The organism is Burkholderia sp. Ac-20345, assembly GCF_017104825.1.
GTDB lineage: Bacteria > Pseudomonadota > Gammaproteobacteria > Burkholderiales > Burkholderiaceae > Burkholderia > Burkholderia lata_B.
The window spans coordinates 96,550-114,485 of record NZ_JAAGPO010000005.1 but is presented as its reverse complement, the minus strand read 5'-3'; the positions used below and the strand labels follow the sequence as shown (position 1 = coordinate 114,485).

Here is a 17,936-nt window from a genome sequence, read left to right as displayed (position 1 = left end):
GATGCTCCCGGTCAGGTATCACGTTGCGGACGACAGCAGCAGCACGGCGCCGGCGGCCAGCATCCCGCCCGCGCCCTGCACCAGCACGGTTTCGGGACGACGCGACGGCGCCAGCCCCAACGGTTGCCCGCGCAACTGCCTGACGGCTTCGATCATGCTGTCCATGTTGCAGGAAATGCCGGGCTGCCCGAACGACAGCCAGCCGCCGTTCGTGTCGGTCGGCAGGTCGCCGTCGACGCCCGTACGGCCTTCGCGATAGAGATCGATACCGCGCCCCTTCTTCGCGAAGCCGAGGTCCTCCATCACGATCGGCCCCATGTGCGCGAAGTTCACCGAGAGCTGTGCCATGTCGACGTCCGACGGCGCCAGCCCCGACATCGCATACGCCTGGCGCGCCGCCTCGGCGGTGGCCGTGGTGGTCAGGTTCGGGAATGCGCCGAGGCTCTCGAACCGGCATTCGCGCATGTTCATCCGGTCGGTCAGGTATTCGTGCGTCGTCGCCGATCCGTAACCCATCAGGTACACCGGATTACGCGCGTTGCGTGCATTCTCCGGCGACGTCACGACCAGCGCGCCACCCGTGCCGCCGCCCCACGTCGAACACATCCAGCGGCGCAGCGGCGTCGCGACGTACGGCGACGACAGCACCGCCGCACGATCGATCTCGCCGAACTTCGCCTTTGCCGCATGCGGATGATGGCGGCCCCAGCGCTGGTTCGCGATCGCGACATCGGCGAGGTCGCTTTCGGTGATGCCGAACTCGTGGAAGTAGCGCTGCGCGGCCTGTGCATAGAGCGCGGGAATCGTCGGGCCGTACGGAATCTCGAACTGCGGATCCGCATCGGCCTCGGCACCCATCGCGACCGCGTCGACGAACAGCTCGGTCGCATCGCTCTGCAGGCACAGCACGTATTCCGCGCGCCCTGCCGCGATCATCTGCGATGCGATCGCGAGCGTCGACGTCAGGCCCGCACCATGCATCGTCAGCTCGCTGGTGATCGTCACCGGCATCTGCATGTGCGAGATGAAGATGTTGCTCCACTGGGAGCGCTTGTCGGCCCACGGCGAACGGCCCGTGAACACCGCGTCGACCTGGTCCTTGCCGATGCCCGCGTCGGCGAGCGCATTGAGCGTCGCCTCGGCGGCCAACTGCAGCGGGTCCTTGCGATTCGCGCGCGACGCATAGGCATCGCCCATGCCGACGATCGCCGCAACCGGACGGGGAGTCATGGCCATGCTCCTCAGACCTTGAAGTCGGGTTGCGCTTCGGCGATCAGCGCGTCGAGATCGGCGCGCTTGCGCAGCATCAAGAGGCTCCACTCGCTGCGCTGCAGGACTTCACCGCGCTGGTTGTACGCCTGGATCAGCATTGTGCCGACGCCGAACTTGTCGTCCTTCTCCTTCTTCGCGATCACCTCGGCGCTGGCGTAGACCGTGTCGCCGATCTTCACCGGGTTCAGGAAGCGCATCTTGTCGACGCCGTAGTTCGCCTGGATCGCCGGGCCGAACTGCAGCAGACCCGAAATCAGCGAGAACGTCAGCTGCCCCTGCACGATGCGCTCGCCCCAGCGGGTCTTCGACGCGTATTCCTTGTTCGAGTGAATCTCGATCCAGTTGCCCGTGAACATGCAGAACATCACGACATCGCTCTCGGTCACGGTGCGACCATTCGAACGGAACTTCGTGCCGATTTCCAGCTCGTCGAGCGGAATGTTGACGCTGTTGTTGATGACGCTCATTACTGTGTCTCCGGTTGAATTGGGATGGTGGCGGGCACCGCGTGCCCGCGCGCTTCGTTCGAGGAAATAGCGTGACCGTTACTGACGCATCGACTTCGCGATGATCGTGCGCTGGATCTGCGACGTGCCGCCGCCGATGGTCGACTGGATGCTCTCGCGCAGGTAGCGTTCCATGTCCGCTTCCGGCAGGTTCGCGTAGCCGCCGAGGATCTGCATGCCGGCCAGCGCGCACTCCTTCAGCGTTTCCGAGCCGTACAGCTTGGCCATCGACACCTCGCGGCTGCACGGCACATGGTCGGCCGCGAGCTGCGCCGCGCGATAGCAGAGCAGGCGCGCCGCATCGACCTTCGTCTGGCAGTCGGCGAGCAGGTGGCGAATCACCTGGAAGTCGTAGAGCTGATGGTCGAACTGGATACGGTCGTGCGCGTAGCGCGTGGCGGTCGTCACGGCCTGCTGCGCGTTACCCGTGTATGCCGCCGCCACCGCGCAGCGTTCGAGTTCGAGGTGCTCCGTGATGATCTTCCAGCCCTGGCCTTCCTCGCCCAGCAGCGCATCGCCCGGCACGCGCACTTCGTCGAGGAAGATCTCGGTCGTGCCCGTTGCGTGACGCGACAGCGTCGGCAGCTTGTTGATCACCATCCCCGGCGTGTTGTTCGGGATCAGCAGCACCGACAGGCCCTTGTGCTTGTCGTCGGTGCTCGTGCGCACCAGCATCGCGATCACGGTGTCCTTCGCCGCCGCGCCGCTGCACCACAGCTTCTGGCCGCTGACGATCCAGTCGCCATTGCTGTCGCGGCGGGCGCGCGTCTTCGTGTTCGCTGCGTCGGAGCCTGCATCCGGTTCCGAGATCGACACCGAGAAGCGGATCTTGCCGTCGATGAACGGCTGCACGTATTGCTTCTTCTGTTCGGGCGTGCCGAACTTGATGATGTTCATCGCGGTGAACGTCGGCACCAGCACCGAACACGCGAAGTCGAAGCCAAACTTGCCGAGGCCTTCGGCCATCAGCGAGTAATCGAAAATGTCGCCGCCCGAGCCGCCTTCGGATTCCGGAATGAGGATGCCGAGCCAACCTTGCTTGGCGATCTTGTCGTACGCCTCGTACGGGTAGTCGCGATTCATGTCGCACTTGCGCACGTATTCGACCGTGATCTCGTTGTCCATGAACTTGTTCACGGTGTCGAGCCACATCGTTTGCGATTCGTCGAGAAAGTTAGCCATGTGTCTTCGCTCCAGTTGTTGGCGTCTGCTCAAGCAGCCGCGTTGTTCGTCGTGGAATGAGCTTAGGGCTTCGAGCTTTGCAAACCAACTGACCATTTCTGAAGTGCCGATTCGGAAATTCCGAAACCCTCAACGGCCCGCCATATCGATGGCTGCCGCGATCGCAAGCACGAACAGGCGCGCAAATAGAAACGCCGCGCAGGGCGAGACATCACCCTGCGCGGCGGTCATTGAAGTCGGTGTGAAAAGGTCCGAGAGACGCTCACATGCCACGCGAGCGTCGATGACAGGCAGCGCTCACATCATGCGATCGCGCCGGCCTCCCGTAGCGCGGCCAGTTCGGCAGCGGTGAATCCCCAGTCGCCGAGGACTTCGTCGGTGTGTTCACCGGGCAGCGCCGGCGACGATTGAATTTCGCCAGGTGTCCTGCTGAAGCGCGGCGCTGGCGCAGGCTGAACCACGCCATCGCGTTCGATGAAAGTCTGCCGCGCGCGCAAGTGCGGATGGTCGGGCGCTTCCTTCATCGAAAGCACGGGCGCGATGCAGACATCACGTCCCTCGGCGAGCGCGCACCATTCGTCACGGGTGCGCGTGCGGAACAGTTCCGCAAACTTCGCATGGACCTCGGGCCATCGCGAACGATCGTGTTGATCCGGCATCTCTTCTTCGCGCAGGCCCAGCATCTCCAGCGTATTGCGCCAGAAACGCGACTCGTTCGAACCGATGCTGATCCAGCGGCCGTCCTTCGTTTCGTACACGTTGTACCAGGGTGCACCGGAGTCCAGACGATTGCTGCCGCGCGCGTCCTTCCAGTAGCCGCTCGCCAGCATGCCGTAGAAGAGCGTCATCAACGAAGCCGAACCGTCGACCATCGCGGCGTCGACGACCTGCCCCTTGCCCGAACGCTTGCTCTCGAGGATCGCCGACACGACGCCAAGCGCGAGATACAGCGAGCCGCCACCGAAGTCCCCCGCCAGATTGAGCGGGATCACCGGCGGGCCGCCGGCCATGCCAACCGAATGCAGTACGCCGCTCAGCGAGATGTAGTTGATGTCGTGGCCCGGCGCCTGCGCGAGCGGGCCCTGCTGCCCCCAGCCGGTCATCCGGCCGTAGACGAGCGACGGGTTCGCCGCGAGGCAGGCATCCGGCCCGAGACCGAGTTTCTCCGCGACACCGGGGCGAAATCCTTCGACCAGCGCGTCGGCCTGGCCGACCAGTTTCAGGATCGCCGCCGTCGATTCCGCTTTCTTCAGGTCGAGTGCGGCGCTGCGCCGGCCGCGGTTCAGCAGGTTGAAACGCGGATCGCCGGGCTGGCCGCCGTCATAGCCGGGCGGCCGGTCGATACGAATGATTTCGGCGCCGAGATCCGACAGCAACATGCAGCAGAACGGCACGGGGCCGACACCACCCAGCTCCACGATCCTGATACCGGCGAGCGGCCCTTTTGCGTTGTGCATCCTGATTGTCTCCATGGGAGTGTTCTTTTCAGCGTCGGCGCGCCGGGCATCGTGCGTGCGGCACGTGCGAATGCGCTTGCGAGCCCTTCGCCGATGCGTCGATACGCACCGGTATTCAGCACGCGCTGTTCCGCGCGCCCCGCCTTCATCGTTCACTTCTCGTCTCGGATCGGTGTCGCGATTCACATGGCGGCCGGTCTCGCGACATCGCTACACACGCCATATCGCGAACGACTGCGGTATCTGCTGACCATTTCATTGTCGGGTCTAGGCTACCGTCGTCGATTCCTCGATCCAATTGATCATTTTCGAAGTGCCGCCTTCCCTGCGTCGAAACGGCGGGCAACGCGCGGCGCAATGCCGGTCAGGCACCGAGTGAACACACGGTCTGGTTGAACAGCCGATCGGAGGACACGGCGGCCGTGATCCGCAGTGTCGGCATGGCTTCCATGGAAATGACACGCCGACGATGCCGTCGGCGACCACGCACGTGGATTTCGAAGTACGGAATCGATGCGCGTTAACCCTTGATCTCGCGAGAGGGCAAGCCGAATATCCGTTGGATTTCGCCCGGAGTCCAAGTGTCCCTTCAGCCTCACATCGGCGCCACGCCCCATGCGCGCGTCCTGCCCCCCACCCGATTCGCCCGCCGGCACATGCCGCCGGCGCGCACGCCCGAGGGTGCCGCGTCATGAAATTCACGCCCGCCCGCGCCCGCCTGTTCACGCTGAGGCATCTGCGCGGCGATCTGCTGCCGTGGGCAATCGCGTTGTCCGTCGGCATCGACTACTTCGACAACTCGATCTTTTCGTTCTTCACGAGCTATATCGCGGGCGGCATCAATGCGTCGCCGGACGAGCTGGTGTGGTCGTCGACGGCCTACGCAACCGCCTCCGTGCTCGGCATCGTGCAGCAGCAATGGCTGATCGAGCGCCTCGGCTTCCGGCGCTACCTGAGCGGCTGCCTGCTGATGTTCGCGGCGGGGTCGCTCGCCGCGTCGCTCAGCGAATCGTCGATGGCGCTCGCGATGGCGCGCGGCTTCCAGGGCTACTTCATCGGACCGATGCTCGGCACCTGCCGCATCATGCTGCAAACCGGCTTCACACCGCAGGAGCGCGCGCCCGCCACGCGCATCTTTCTCGTGATGATCCTGCTCGCGAGCGCGCTCGCGCCGATGGCGGGCGGTTATCTCGTCGCGCACTTCGACTGGCGCGCGCTGTTCCTGTGCTCGACGGTCGGCGGGGCCGTGCTGTCGGCGTTCACCTTCCTCGTGGTGCCGCACATCGGCAGGCGCCCGATCGAGCGGCGCAGCGACACGCATCTATGGCCTTATCTGGTGTTCGCCATCGCGCTCGGTGCGCTGCAGATCGTCGCGCAGCAGCTGCGCTTCGAAGTGTTCAGCACCACGCCGCTGATGCCGCTGGCCACCGTCGCGGGGCTGACCGCGCTCGGCTGGTTCGCGTGGCACCAGTGGCACGATCCGCGCCCGCTCATTCGCGTGAACGCGCTGCGCGAAGGCCCTTTCCGGCAAGGCATCGTGCTTTACGCGTTCTACTACTTCATCAGCAATGCGATCGGTTTCCTGATCTCGCGGCTGCTGCAAAGCGGGCTGGGCTACCCGGTGGAAAACGCGGGCCGGCTCGTCGGGCTCACGTCGCTCACGGCGATTCCGATGGCCATCGCGTACTTCCAGTACGCGCGCCTCATCAAGCGCAAATGGCTGATCGTGCCGGGCTTCGCGATGGCGGCCGCGATCGGCATCTGGGTGCTCAACCTGCCTCCCGACGTCAGCATGGGCTGGCTGCTGCCACCGCTGGTGTTGCGCGGCTTCCTGCTGATGTTCATCGCGCTGCCCACCGCGAGCGCCGCGTTTCAGATTTTCTCGAACGATGAATTCACGCACGGGTACCGCTTCAAGAACGTGGTGAAGCAGTTGGCCTACTCGCTGTCCACCGCGACGTTCATCATCGTCGACCAGCATCGCACGGCCGTGCATCAGACGCGTCTCGTCGAGTTCGCGAATCCGTATAACCCGGTGTTCCAGAACACACTCGACACGATGACGCGCGCGTTCGAGGCACAGGGGCTGGGTGCGGGCGAGGCGCGTGGCCTGTCGTTGGGTCAGATCGCGCATATGGTCGCGCACCAGGCCAGTTTCCTGAGCGCGCTGGACGGCTTCGAGATGATCGTGGGGCTCGCGCTGGTGGGCGGAACGATCGCTCTCGTGCAGCGGCAGATTCGGTAGTCATGCGGGGAGGCAAGACCCGGCTGGTTGATCGTGTCAGATTCCGGGCCGGGCAAAATGCCGGGGGTCTCCGGCTAGACGACCATCGACACCGACGGCGGCCGACATTCTTGTCGCGTCGGTCGCTCATTGCCTGACTCTTCGCAGCGAACCGATTCGCGGGAGTGCGGCGGCTCTTCCGAACGCCGCATCAGTACACTCAGATCTCTTCGGAAAACTCGTCGAGAAAGCGCTGCAATCGATCGCGGCGAACGATCGCCATACGCGTACCGGTGACGGTCTGGAAACCGGTAGAAAGCCTCAGCAGCTTCGTGCGGAAGTGATCGATCGCGAATCGCGTGTCGTCGAGTTCCCGCTCCGATGCGTGCGGATCGGCCGAGTCATACAACGCGCTGCCCATCCGGCCCGCGACATAAAAGCAGCGTGCGACGCCCACCATGCCGATCGCATCGAGCCGGTCGGCATCCTGCAGCACCTTGGCTTCAATCGTCTTCGGTGCAATGCAGGCCGAAAAACTGTGCGCCTCGACCGCGTGCGCAACCGCGTCGATCTTCGCGTCCGGCCAATCCAGCGACCTCAGCACCTTCCGGGCCTGTTCCGCCGACAGCCGCGAGGCCTGCGCGCGAAGCGGGGAATTTTTCTCCACCGCCACGCAGTCGTGCAGCAGTGTCGCCGCAAACAGCACCTCGGCGTCTCCGCCCTCCTTCGCGTGGATCGCGGCCGCGTTCTTCCATACGCGCTGCAGATGCGAAGTGTCATGGGAACCGTCGCGATCGGCATCGCTCCAGTGAGCCAGCAAGGCCGTGGCGAGATCCTGAAAGGGTGCGAACGCAGGGATAGTCATCGGGAAAGCGGTCGAGGTCGGGATGCCGATTATCGCCGCAAGTGCCGCGCGGCACGCGATCTGCCCTTGTTCCCGACGTATCAAGCAAACCGTTACCTCCGGTAGTACGCGGTTGGCTTATAGTGCGGGTTGCCAATTCGACGAGGAGCGCTGCAATGACACTGCTGGCCAATGGTCCATTCGAAGTGAAGCTGAATCCGGAATCCCTGAGTCCCGTCGCGGAACAGTCCGGGCTCGGCCGCATGTCGCTGGACAAGCAGTATCACGGCGACCTGGAAGCCGTCAGCCAGGGAGAGATGCTCGCGTTCCGAAGCAGCGTCCAGGGCTCCGCGGGTTATGTGGCGATGGAAACCGTGCGAGGCGCGCTGGGCGGCCGCCCCGGCAGTTTTGTCCTGCAGCACAGCTCCACGATGACCCGCGGGCAGCCGCAGCAGTCGATCACCGTCGTGCCCGATTCCGGAACAGGAGATTTGCTGGGGCTCTCCGGCTCGATGATCATCACCATCGACAACGGCCGGCATTCGTACCGCTTCGACTACACGCTGCCTGAATCGCCTCGGTAGGCCGACTCGAGGGGATGCGGCTGCCTCAGGGCGTCGCCGCGCCGGGACAGTGACGCGTTCCCGTCTCCCGGCGCAGCATTCGCTTGCCCGATCACGCGCGATTGCGCTTCGTCGAAGGCTTTGCCGGGTTCGCTGATGATCGCGTAGACGGGTTCGACCGCAGCGACGCGTCCAACTCGACCATCGCCGAGCCGTATCGCCACGATCGCAACGGGTTCAATTCCACGCGTGGCGCGCCGGCCGCACGCCGTTCAGGTAGTAGTTGCCGACGAGGTGATATTTCCAGCGCACCGGATCGTGCAGCGTATGCGTGCGTGCATTGCGCCAGTGCCGGTCGAGGTTGTGCTCGGCCAGCGTCGACTGCGTGCCGGCCAGCTCGAACAGCTTCTCGCCGGCAAGCAGCGCGACTTCCGTCGTCAGCACCTTCGCCTCGCCCACCGCCACCGACGCGCGCGCGACATCGTCCTCGGTCACGTCGCCGCGCGCCGCGATCTCGTCGAGCGTACGCGCCGCGCGCTCCAGCAGCGCCTCCGCCGCATGCAGCTGAATGTGCAGATGGCCGATCTCGCGGATCGTCAACGGATCGTCGGCCGCCCGCTCGACGCCGCTGTCGACCCACGGCCGCGTGCGCGTGCGCACGAACGCCAGCGTATCGTCGAGCGCGGCCTTCGCGATGCCCGCGTCGATCGCCGCCTGGATGATCTGCGACAGCGGGCCGTTCAGCGTCGGCAGATCCGACACGCGCTGGGCCGGCAGCACGTGCGACGCAGGCACGCGCACATTGTCGAGCACGACGGTGCCGCTCGCGGTGGTCCGCTGCCCGAACCCCGACCAGTCGTCGATCACGGTCAGCCCCGGCGTCGGCTGGCGAATGTACGCGAGCCACGCGCGGCGCTCGTCGTCGAGGCCGAGCACCGGCACGTAATGCGCGAACAACGCGCCGGTCGAATAGAACTTGGTGCCGTCGACGACGTAATCGTCGCCGTCCTGCCGCACGCGTGTCTTCAGGTCGAGCACGTGCTTCGTGCCCTTCTCCGAAAAACCGTTGCCGAACCGCTTGCCGCTCAGTACTTCCGAGAAGAAGTGGCGCTTCTGCACGTCGGTGCCGGTCAGCGCGATCACGTCGACCAGCCCGAAATGATTCTGCGGCAACTGTCCGAGCGACGGATCGGCGGCCGCGACGATCTTCACCACCTCCGTCAGCGTCACATGCGACACGCCCGCGCCGCCGTAGGCTTTCGGCACGGTGATGGCCCACAGTCCCGACTGCGAGAACCATTCGATTTCGTCACGTGGCAACCGTCGCTCCCGGTCGCGCTCGGCCGCCCCTTCCGCGAGCCGCTGCGCGAGCGCATGCGCGGCCGCGATGGCCTGCGCGTCGTCGGCGATCACGCGGGCCGCTTGCGGTTGCGTATCGGCCGGCCGTTCCTGGATCGTGGCGCTCGTCTCTGACATCGGGCTCTCCTGCTGATTGACGGAAACATTCAATCTAGCAGCGCCCCGCGCGCCGGCAAACCGAGCGATTCGCACAACGATATTCCTTCGCATGACAAACGATACGGCACGCCGCGCGCAACGAACCACGCGTCAACGACGACATCGACGCCCCAGCGTCGACGCCGCGCCGCCTCGCCGGCGTAATGCGCGGTGGCGATAACGATGTACGAATCCGTTATTGGATCGTCCGCAGCGTGCTTCCTATACTGGCCTGCCGGCATCGACGGCCCGCCTTTCAAGGACCCCCGCATGACTTCGTCTCCCGCAGCAACCGACCTTTCCACCGGCACCGACTACGACGCGCTTGCCAGCCGCTTCAGGCCGATCTTCGAACGCATCGCGGCCGGCACCGCGGAACGCGAACGCCGCCGCGAACTGCCGCACGAGGCGATCGGCTGGCTGAAGGCCGCCGGCTTCGGCGCCGTGCGGCTACCGGTGCGCGACGGCGGCGCCGGCGCGTCGCTGCCGCAGCTGTTCCGGCTGCTGACCGAGCTCGCTGCCGCCGATTCCAATCTGCCGCAGGCCTTGCGCGGGCACTTCGCGTTCGTCGAGGACTGGCTGAACGCGCCGCCCGGCGCCGATCGCCAGACGTGGTTCGACCGCTTCGCAAGCGGCCAGCTCGTCGGCAATGCGTGGACGGAAACCGGTGACGTGGCGCTCGGCCAGACCATCACGAAGGTGTCGGAAAAGAATGGCCGGCTCGTGCTGAACGGCCGGAAGTTCTACAGCACCGGCAGCCTGTTCGCCGACTGGATCGACGTGTTCGCGCAGCGCGCGGACGACGGCAGCGACGTAATCGTCGCCGTCGCGACCGCGCAGCCCGGCGTGATCCGCGAAGATGACTGGGACGGCTTCGGCCAGACGACGACCGGCAGCGGCACCACGCGCTTCGAGGACGCGACGGTCGATGCACGGGACGTGATCGACTTCGCGCGACGCTTCAAGTACCAGACCGCGTTCTACCAGCTCTTCCACGTCGCGACGCTGGCCGGCATCGGCCACGCGATCGTGCGCGATGCGGGCGAACTGGTGCGCAATCGCACCCGCGTGTACAGCCACGGCAACGCCCCGCGCGCGGCCGACGACGCGCAGTTGCAGCAGGTGATCGGCGAGATCGCGTCGTGGGCCTATGCGGCCGACGCGCTCGCGGTGCGCGCCGCGCAGCCGCTGCAACTGGCCTACGAAACGCACTTCGGCGGCAACGATGCGGCCGAGCACGACGCCAACGTCGCGGCCGAGATCGAATCCGCGCAAAGCCAGCTCGTCGTATCGGAACTCGTGCTGCGCGCGGCGACGCGCCTGTTCGACGCGCTCGGCGCATCGGCTACCCGCAGCACGACGGCACTCGACCGCCACTGGCGCAATGCGCGCACCGTGTCGTCGCACAATCCGCTCGTGTACAAGGCGCGGATCGTCGGCGACTGGGTCATCAACGGGCGCACGCCGCCGTTCGTCTGGCAGGTCGGCAACGGCACGGGAGCGGCCACGGACACGCGTGCGGAAACGGGAGCCGCCCAATGAGCAAGACCATCCGCTTCAATGCATTCGAGATGAACTGCGTCGGCCACCAGTCGCCCGGGCTGTGGGCCCATCCGCGCGACCGCTCGTGGCAGTACAAGGATCTCGACTACTGGACCGACCTCGCCCGCGTGCTCGAGCGTGGCATCTTCGACGCGATCTTCATCGCGGACGTGATCGGCTACTACGACGTCTACAAGGGCAGCAACTACCACGCGCTGCACCAGGCCGCGCAGATTCCGGTGAACGATCCGCTGCAGCTCGCCGCACCGATCGCGATGGCGACCGAGCATCTCGGCATCGGCATCACCGCCTCGACGACGTTCGAGCACCCGTACACATTCGCGCGCCGGCTGTCGACCGCCGACCATCACACGAAGGGCCGGCTCGCGTGGAATATCGTCACGTCCTACCTCGAAAGCGGCGCGAAGAACGTCGGCGATCACGGCTTGCGCACGCACGACGACCGCTACGCGGTCGCGGCCGAATACGTCGAGGTGCTGTACAAGCTGTTCGAAGGCAGCTGGGAAGACGGCGCGGTCGTGCGCGATCGCGACGGCCGCGTGTTCACGCATCCGGAGAAGGTGCACGAGATCGGCCACAAGGGCCGCTTCTTCGACGTGCCCGGCTACCACCTGTGCGAACCGTCGCCGCAGCGCACGCCGGTGCTGTTCCAGGCCGGCGCGTCCGGCCCCGGCAAAACGTTCGCCGCGCAGCACGCCGAATGCGTGTTCGTCGCCGCGCCGACCCGTCCGCAGCTCGCGCGCTACGTGGCCGACGTGCGTGCTCAGGCCACGGCCGCGGGGCGCGACGCGAGCAAGGTATTGATCTACAACCTCGTCACCGTGATCGTCGACGAAACCGACGAGAAGGCGCAAGCCAAGTTCGACGAGTATCGCAAGTACGTGTCGTACGACGGCTCGCTGGTGTTCATGTCCGGCTGGACCGGCATCGACTTCGGCCAGTACGCGCCGAACGATCCCGTCCGGCGCGTCGAGACGAATGCGATCGTGTCGGCAGTCGAACACCTGGCGGGCGGCGACACCGCATGGACGATCGAGGAGCTGGCGGCCTGGGGCGGCATCGGTGGCCTGGGCCCGGTCTTCGTCGGCTCGGCGGCGACCGTCGCGGACATCCTGCAGGAATGGGTCGCCGCCACCGACGTGGACGGCTTCAACCTCGCGTATGCGGTCGCGCACGAAACCTTCGAGGACGTCGTGCGTTATCTCGTCCCCGAGCTTCAGCGGCGCGGCGTGTATCCGACCGGCTATGCGCCGGGCACGCTGCGCGAGAAACTGTTCGGCGGATCGGCGCGGCTGCCGGACGAACATCCGGCCGCGCAGTTCCGCGACATCGAGCAGGTGAAGCGCGATGCCGAACGCGTGACCGCCTAGCGTGACGGCCATGCGGCGGCTGGTTGGCCCGCGTGCGGGCCGGCCGGCCTCCTCTTCACGCTGAGCAGCAACCGGTGCGTCGGGCCGCTCGCCCGACACGCCGCCTGATCCCCTTCCCCTCATCCGAAGTCCAATGCGGCCCCGATGCGCGTTCTGCTTCCACACGCGCACATCGAGCGTGCTCGAAATCGCGGCTGTAGCAACGACGACGCGCGCACCAAAGCGTGCGCGCTTGTTCCTGACGACGAGCGATCCCGACCGCGTTCACACAGCGCCATCGTCGTCGATGTCGTGCGCCGTCGGCTCGTAGCGCACGATCAACAGGAACACGATCGGCGTAGCGGCGCTGATCGCGACGACCCAGAACATGTCCGTGCCGAGCCGCGCCTGCAGGATCGGCAGCACGAACAGCGCAAGCGCCTGACCGATGCCGCACAGCGAACGCCCGAAGCCGACGCCGGTGCCGCGGATCGCCGCCGGATACGACAGCGTCGGATAGATCATCATCTGCGCGCCCGGCCCGAAACCTTCGGCGAACAGCCAGGTGCCGAGCATCAACAGCACGAAGCCGATCGCGAGTGCGCCATGCGGATGCCCCGCCAGCGCGAGCGCCACGAGCGCGACGAACTGGAGCGCGAACCCCGCGATCGCGACATGACGCGACGCATGGCGATGGGCGAGGCGCATGCCCAGCAAGCCGCCGGTGAACGCGAACAGGACGTTCAGCGCCAGCGACGCCGCGATCGTCTCGAACACGCCCGCACCGAGAAACTGCGACAGGATCGACGGCAGGAAGAAGGCGATCGCCGTGTATTCGAACGGGATGCACAGGTTCATCACGCTGGCGACGATCGTGCGCGCCAGGTACGGGCGCTGGAACAGCACGCGAATCCGCACGGGCGGCTGGCTCGGCGCGCGTTGCGCATCCTCCGCTTCGTGGGCGTGAATCCCGTACGACTCACGCAGAATCCGCGCGGCATTGGCGAGATCGCCCTGGTTCGCGGCCCACAGCGGCGATTCGTTCATGAAGCGGTTCCTGAACAGGATGATGACGAGCGCGGGCACCGCGCCGAAGATCAGCGACGCGCGCCAAAGCCATCCCGCATGCTCGGCAGGCAGCAGGAAATACAGTCCGAAGATCAGCAGGAAGCAGACCGAGGAAGCCACGTACCACATCGGGCACCACGCCGCGAGCCGCGACGCCTTGTTGCCGCGACCGTTGAACTTCGAGAATTCCGCGAGAAACGCCATCGCGACGGGCAGGTCGATGCCGACGCCGAGCCCCATGACGAAGCGCGCGCCGATCAGCACCCAGACGTTCGGCGCCAGCCCGGCCGCGATCGCCGCGACCACGAAGAACAGCATGTCGGCCATGAACACCTGATAGCGGCCGATCTTGTCGGTCAGCCATCCGCCGATCAGGCTGCCGAAGATCGTGCCGATCATGATCGCCGACCCGACCAGCCCGGTCAGCGCCGGTGTCAGGCCGAACTCGCGCGCCACGTCGTCGATCCCGTAGGACAGCGTCGTCAGGTCGTACGCATCGAGAAAGACGCCCCCGAGCGCCAGCAGCACGATCATCCGTGCATGGCTGACCGAGCTGTCCACCGTGTTGATCAGGCGCGCGACGTCGCTTGCCGAACGAATGGGGGAAGAAACCGGGGGGATGGCGTTGATATCGATCGAACTCATCGCATTCCTTAATTTCGTTTCACAACGAATGGCACTGTCCGCATCCGGCACCGGCATCGTGCGCATTCATTCACGACCGGCGGAGCCCGGCGCAACCGCACGCCGCATCGACACCCGATGCCGTCGCGTTCCGGCAGCACGCATTCTGTTCTCCCGATTCCGTTATCCCAAGCGATATAAATCGATAAATTAATCGGCCCGCGTCATAAAGTTGCTCGCCGTCCGCGCTTAGCAGCAGCGCGCATGTTCAATCGCGGATTTCTTCGTTCGCGGATCGCCGATGCTTCGTTACATTAGCCGGTCACCCTGCCTGTTCGCGGCACCTTGCCGCCCTTCCGGAGAATCCCCGATGAAGCTGTCCTGGTCCCGCGCGTGGCGCGCCGCGGCCCTCGTCGTTGCCGCGTTCGCCGGCCTCGTCTCGGTGCACGCCCGCGCGGCCACGCCCGCGGAAATCCGCGTCGACTACGCGTACTACTCACCGGAGAGCCTGGTGATCCGCCACTTCGGCTGGCTGGAAGACGAATTCAAGGCCGACCGCACGTCGATCCGCTGGGTGCTGAGCCTGGGCAGCAATCGCGCGCTCGAGTACCTGAACAGCGGCGCCGTCGATTTCGGTTCCGCCGCCGGTCTCGCATCGGTCCTCGCGCGCGCGAACGGCAACCCGATCCATACGGTCTACGTGTTCTCCCGCCCCGAATGGACCGCGCTGGTAGTCCGCAAGGATTCGCCGATCCGCTCGCTCGCGGACCTGAAGGGCAAGAAGATCGCCGCGACGCGCGGCACCGATCCGTTCCTGTTCACGCTGCGCGCACTGCACACGGCCGGCCTGAGCCGCGACGATGTCGAGATCGTCAACCTGCAGCATCCCGACGGGCGCACCGCACTCGCGAACGGCCAGGTCGATGCGTGGGCGGGCCTCGATCCGCACATGGCCGCCGCGCAGCTCGACGACGGCGCCCGCCTGCTCTATCGCAATGTCGCGTTCAACACCTATGGCTTCCTGAACGTCCGCGATGCGTTCGCCAGCCAGTACCCGCAGGCGGTCACGCGCGTACTGAAGGTCTACGAGCGCGCGCGCCAGTGGATCGTCGCGCATCCGGCCGACACGGCGCAGATCGTGGCCGACGAATCGAAGGTATCGCTGCAGGTGGCGAAATTGCAGCTGCAGCGCAACGACTTCAGCGATCCCGTTCCGGGTGACACCCAGCGCGCGGCGCTGAAGGCGGCGGCGCCGGTGCTGACGGCCGAACAGCTGACCAAGCCCGGTGTCGATCCCGCGAAGATCGTCGATACGTTGATCGATCCGTCGTTCGCGCGCCCGCTCGTCGACGCTTCGCGCTGAGACTGCCGCCCGTGACCGACACCGCTGCCCGCGACGACACGCTCGCGCCGCGCCGCCCTGCCTCGCCACGCACCGGCCGCGATCCGCTTCGCCGGTGGCGGCTCGCAGGCCTCGCACTGCCCGTCGCGGCGCTCGCGTTGCTGGAGGTCATCGTGCGGCTGGGCTGGCTGCCGAACCATCTCGTCCCGGCGCCGAGCGAAATTCTCGACACGCTCGCCCGCATGGGCGTCACGCGCGTGGCGCGCCATGTCGGCGCGAGTACGCTGCGGGTCGCGGCAGGGTTTGCGGCGGGTGCCGGACTCGCGCTCGTCGTCGGCGCGGCGATGGGCCTGAGCCGCCGGATCGACGCGCTGTTCGAACCGACGTTCCAGGCACTGCGCGCGATTCCGTCGCTCGCCTGGGTGCCGGTGCTGTTGCTGTGGCTCGGCATCGATGAAGCACCGAAGATCACGCTGATCGCCATCGGCGCCTTCTTTCCGGTCCACCTCGCCGTGGTCGCCGGCATTCGCGACGTCGACCGCAAGCTCGTCGAGCTAGGCGCGGTGTACCGGCTCGGCCCGCTCGCCCTGTTCCGTCGCATCCTGCTGCCGGCCGCGCTGCCGCAGATCGTCACCGGCTTGCGCACCGGCCTCAGTCTCGCGTGGATGTTCATGGTCGCCGCGGAGCTGATCGCGGCCACGCGCGGCCTCGGCTTCCTGTTGAGCGACGGCCGGGAAACCGGGCGCCCCGATCTCGTGTTCGGTGCGATCCTGCTGCTGGCGTTGCTCGGCAAGCTGACCGACGGCGCGATGGCGCGCATCGAATCGCACTGGCTCGGTTGGCGCGACGCGTTCGACCACACGTCACGCAAGGTGTCGACATGAGCACGCGTCCTTCCGCACACACAGCGGCTGGCACCGGTACACCGCTGCTCGACCTGCGAATCACGCGCAAGCTCTACGGCGATCGCACGATCCTCGCCGACGTCCCGCTGCGGGTCGCGCGCGGCGAGATCGTCTGCTTGGTCGGCCCGAGCGGTTGCGGCAAGAGCACGCTGCTGCGGATCGCCGCGGGCCTCGACACCGATTTCCGCGGCAGCGTGAAGCTGGGGGGCGTCGCACTCGACGGCCCCTCCCCGCGCGTCGGCGTGATCTTTCAGGAGCCGCGGCTGCTGCCGTGGTTATCGATCGCGGACAACGTCGGCTTCGCGGCCGGCCCGCGAGGCGGGCGCGAGCCGGCCGTCGCAAGGCTGCTCGACGAAGTCGGCCTGGCCGGCGCCGCCCGGCAACTGCCGGCCACGTTGTCGGGCGGGATGGCCCAGCGCGCGGCAATCGCGCGCGGGCTGTTCGGCGAGCCCGACCTGCTGCTGCTCGACGAACCGTTCAGCGCGGTCGATGCGATGACCCGGATGCGCTTGCAGACGCTGCTGCTCGATGTCGTCGAGCGGCACCGGATGGCCGCGATCGTCGTCACGCACGATCTGGACGAGGCACTGTATCTCGGCGATCGCGTGCTGATGCTGGCGCCCGACCCGGGCCGCGTCGACGACGAGATCCATGTCGAGGTCGCACGACCGCGCGATCGGCGCGACCCGTCGCTGGCCGTGCTGCGCGCACGGCTGCTGGACGCATTCCAGCATTTTCAGGATCGTGCCGACGAAACGAAGCGCCACCCGCGCGACTATCCGGCCGCCGAATCCGGAATCCGCGCCGGCTGATTCATCTCCGGCGTCTCCCGGCTCCGGTCCGGCACGCGTTCAGCGCCGGGACGACGCATCGGTCATGTCATACCGGTGCGACAGGAATCACATTCGTATGGGCGCCTCGACAGGGTGCGTGCGGCATCGAGCGCCCGCTCGCGCCGCGGCGACGTGACGTGGTGCAACACGCCGGTGCACCGGCGCACTTCAACCGTGCGTATGCCGCAACTCGCCGTCGATCGTCTGCGGCAGCCTCAACAGGTTGAAGATCGGGCACACGGCCTCGACTGCTTCATGCAGTGCACGAATCGTCTCCGGCGGTTCAGGCGAGACGATATCGAGCGTGTAGCGGAGGTTGTGCGGGAACACCGGCACATGCTCGAACCCCGGTTGCTGCGCGAGCGGGTGCTGGTCGCCGGTCACTTCGACTTCGATCGAGTCGATCTTCAGGCCGCGCTCCGCGGCCTGGATCAGCGTGATGTGCGTCAGGCAGCTGCCCAGCACGCCGAGCTGCAGCTCCGGCGATGCCGGCCCGAGGTTGTAGCCCGCGAAATCAGGCGGGCTGTCGCTGATCACCTGGAAATCGCGAATGCGGATTTCCCGCACGCCGCTGCGGCCCAGTGCGCGCACGGTCGCCTTCAGCGGAGTCGCCTTGAAGTCTGGATTGCTGCGGGCGGCATCTTTTTTCGCGAGCCAGGCGTCGCGCTTCTGTTCGAGATAGTCGTTCAGTGTCGTCATGGTCGGGC

The 17,936-nt window shown here is 66.3% G+C and carries 15 protein-coding genes; 7 read left to right on the top strand and 8 right to left on the bottom strand.

Annotation, left to right across the window (positions count from 1 at the left end):
- Positions 1–18: 18 nt before the first annotated feature.
- From G3O06_RS04305 to G3O06_RS04290, 4 genes are all read right to left on the bottom strand, one after another.
- Positions 19–1,236 carry a thiolase family protein gene (locus G3O06_RS04305; protein ID WP_174981778.1) on the bottom strand — a complete coding sequence of 406 codons (1,218 nt, stop codon included), beginning with the start codon at positions 1,234–1,236 and terminating at the stop codon, positions 19–21.
- A 5-nt stretch (positions 1,237–1,241) separates the two neighbouring features.
- Positions 1,242–1,739 carry a MaoC/PaaZ C-terminal domain-containing protein gene (locus G3O06_RS04300; protein ID WP_011350178.1) on the bottom strand — a complete coding sequence of 166 codons (498 nt, stop codon included), beginning with the start codon at positions 1,737–1,739 and terminating at the stop codon, positions 1,242–1,244.
- Between the two features lie 78 nt (positions 1,740–1,817).
- Positions 1,818–2,960, bottom strand: coding sequence for an acyl-CoA dehydrogenase family protein (locus tag G3O06_RS04295; RefSeq protein WP_174967167.1), 1,143 nt, complete (start codon positions 2,958–2,960; stop codon positions 1,818–1,820).
- 302 nt (positions 2,961–3,262) lie between these two features.
- The gene (locus tag G3O06_RS04290) at positions 3,263–4,417 is read right to left on the bottom strand and encodes a CaiB/BaiF CoA-transferase family protein (protein WP_205815136.1); all 1,155 of its coding nucleotides are present in this window, start codon (positions 4,415–4,417) and stop codon (positions 3,263–3,265) included.
- 691 nt (positions 4,418–5,108) lie between these two features.
- Here G3O06_RS04290 and G3O06_RS04285 point away from each other — a divergent pair.
- Positions 5,109–6,662 carry an MFS transporter gene (locus tag G3O06_RS04285; protein WP_205815135.1) on the top strand — a complete coding sequence of 518 codons (1,554 nt, stop codon included), beginning with the start codon at positions 5,109–5,111 and terminating at the stop codon, positions 6,660–6,662.
- Positions 6,663–6,861: 199 nt separating this feature from the next.
- On the opposite strand, the gene G3O06_RS04280 is transcribed toward G3O06_RS04285, so the two are convergent.
- Positions 6,862–7,506, bottom strand: coding sequence for an HD domain-containing protein (locus G3O06_RS04280; protein WP_205815134.1), 645 nt, complete (start codon positions 7,504–7,506; stop codon positions 6,862–6,864).
- Positions 7,507–7,661: 155 nt separating this feature from the next.
- Between G3O06_RS04280 and G3O06_RS04275 the strand changes: the two genes are divergently transcribed.
- The gene (locus G3O06_RS04275) at positions 7,662–8,069 is read left to right on the top strand and encodes a DUF3224 domain-containing protein (protein ID WP_205815133.1); all 408 of its coding nucleotides are present in this window, start codon (positions 7,662–7,664) and stop codon (positions 8,067–8,069) included.
- A 216-nt stretch (positions 8,070–8,285) separates the two neighbouring features.
- Here G3O06_RS04275 and G3O06_RS04270 read toward each other — a convergent pair whose 3' ends face one another.
- Entirely contained in the window at positions 8,286–9,524 is a 1,239-nt protein-coding gene (locus tag G3O06_RS04270; RefSeq protein WP_205815132.1) for an SfnB family sulfur acquisition oxidoreductase, read from the bottom strand.
- A 291-nt stretch (positions 9,525–9,815) separates the two neighbouring features.
- Here G3O06_RS04270 and G3O06_RS04265 point away from each other — a divergent pair, with 291 nt between their 5' ends.
- Entirely contained in the window at positions 9,816–11,087 is a 1,272-nt protein-coding gene (locus G3O06_RS04265; protein ID WP_205815131.1) for an acyl-CoA dehydrogenase family protein, read from the top strand.
- Complete coding sequence (locus G3O06_RS04260) at positions 11,084–12,478, top strand: LLM class flavin-dependent oxidoreductase (RefSeq protein ID WP_205815130.1); 1,395 nt, start codon at positions 11,084–11,086, stop codon at positions 12,476–12,478. The genes G3O06_RS04265 and G3O06_RS04260 overlap by 4 nt, the downstream gene beginning before the upstream one ends.
- 264 nt (positions 12,479–12,742) lie before the next feature.
- On the opposite strand, the gene G3O06_RS04255 is transcribed toward G3O06_RS04260, so the two are convergent.
- Positions 12,743–14,170, bottom strand: a complete 1,428-nt coding sequence (locus tag G3O06_RS04255) for an MFS transporter (RefSeq protein ID WP_174996607.1) — start codon at positions 14,168–14,170, stop codon at positions 12,743–12,745.
- Between the two features lie 349 nt (positions 14,171–14,519).
- Here G3O06_RS04255 and G3O06_RS04250 point away from each other — a divergent pair, with 349 nt between their 5' ends.
- From G3O06_RS04250 to G3O06_RS04240, 3 genes are read left to right on the top strand one after another with little or no spacing between them, the layout of a single operon-like run.
- The gene (locus G3O06_RS04250) at positions 14,520–15,512 is read left to right on the top strand and encodes an aliphatic sulfonate ABC transporter substrate-binding protein (RefSeq protein WP_174981792.1); all 993 of its coding nucleotides are present in this window, start codon (positions 14,520–14,522) and stop codon (positions 15,510–15,512) included.
- Between the two features lie 2 nt (positions 15,513–15,514).
- Positions 15,515–16,375 carry an ABC transporter permease gene (locus G3O06_RS04245; RefSeq protein WP_205815172.1) on the top strand — a complete coding sequence of 287 codons (861 nt, stop codon included), beginning with the start codon at positions 15,515–15,517 and terminating at the stop codon, positions 16,373–16,375.
- On the top strand, positions 16,372–17,208 hold the full coding sequence (locus G3O06_RS04240) for an ABC transporter ATP-binding protein (RefSeq protein ID WP_205815129.1): 837 nt from the start codon (positions 16,372–16,374) through the stop codon (positions 17,206–17,208). Before G3O06_RS04245 ends, G3O06_RS04240 begins: the two co-directional genes overlap by 4 nt.
- Before the next feature lie 189 nt (positions 17,209–17,397).
- Here G3O06_RS04240 and G3O06_RS04235 read toward each other — a convergent pair whose 3' ends face one another.
- Positions 17,398–17,928, bottom strand: coding sequence for an OsmC family protein (locus G3O06_RS04235; protein ID WP_174967178.1), 531 nt, complete (start codon positions 17,926–17,928; stop codon positions 17,398–17,400).
- Between the last annotated feature and the right edge of the window lie 8 nt (positions 17,929–17,936).

Coding starts and splice junctions, on each gene's coding strand:
- G3O06_RS04305 (WP_174981778.1), bottom strand. CDS start 1,236: ATGGCCATGACTCCCCGTCCGGTTGCGGCGATCGTCGGCATGGGCGAT.
- G3O06_RS04300 (WP_011350178.1), bottom strand. CDS start 1,739: ATGAGCGTCATCAACAACAGCGTCAACATTCCGCTCGACGAGCTGGAA.
- G3O06_RS04295 (WP_174967167.1), bottom strand. CDS start 2,960: ATGGCTAACTTTCTCGACGAATCGCAAACGATGTGGCTCGACACCGTG.
- G3O06_RS04290 (WP_205815136.1), bottom strand. CDS start 4,417: ATGCACAACGCAAAAGGGCCGCTCGCCGGTATCAGGATCGTGGAGCTG.
- G3O06_RS04285 (WP_205815135.1), top strand. CDS start 5,109: ATGAAATTCACGCCCGCCCGCGCCCGCCTGTTCACGCTGAGGCATCTG.
- G3O06_RS04280 (WP_205815134.1), bottom strand. CDS start 7,506: ATGACTATCCCTGCGTTCGCACCCTTTCAGGATCTCGCCACGGCCTTG.
- G3O06_RS04275 (WP_205815133.1), top strand. CDS start 7,662: ATGACACTGCTGGCCAATGGTCCATTCGAAGTGAAGCTGAATCCGGAA.
- G3O06_RS04270 (WP_205815132.1), bottom strand. CDS start 9,524: ATGTCAGAGACGAGCGCCACGATCCAGGAACGGCCGGCCGATACGCAA.
- G3O06_RS04265 (WP_205815131.1), top strand. CDS start 9,816: ATGACTTCGTCTCCCGCAGCAACCGACCTTTCCACCGGCACCGACTAC.
- G3O06_RS04260 (WP_205815130.1), top strand. CDS start 11,084: ATGAGCAAGACCATCCGCTTCAATGCATTCGAGATGAACTGCGTCGGC.
- G3O06_RS04255 (WP_174996607.1), bottom strand. CDS start 14,170: ATGAGTTCGATCGATATCAACGCCATCCCCCCGGTTTCTTCCCCCATT.
- G3O06_RS04250 (WP_174981792.1), top strand. CDS start 14,520: ATGAAGCTGTCCTGGTCCCGCGCGTGGCGCGCCGCGGCCCTCGTCGTT.
- G3O06_RS04240 (WP_205815129.1), top strand. CDS start 16,372: ATGAGCACGCGTCCTTCCGCACACACAGCGGCTGGCACCGGTACACCG.
- G3O06_RS04235 (WP_174967178.1), bottom strand. CDS start 17,928: ATGACGACACTGAACGACTATCTCGAACAGAAGCGCGACGCCTGGCTC.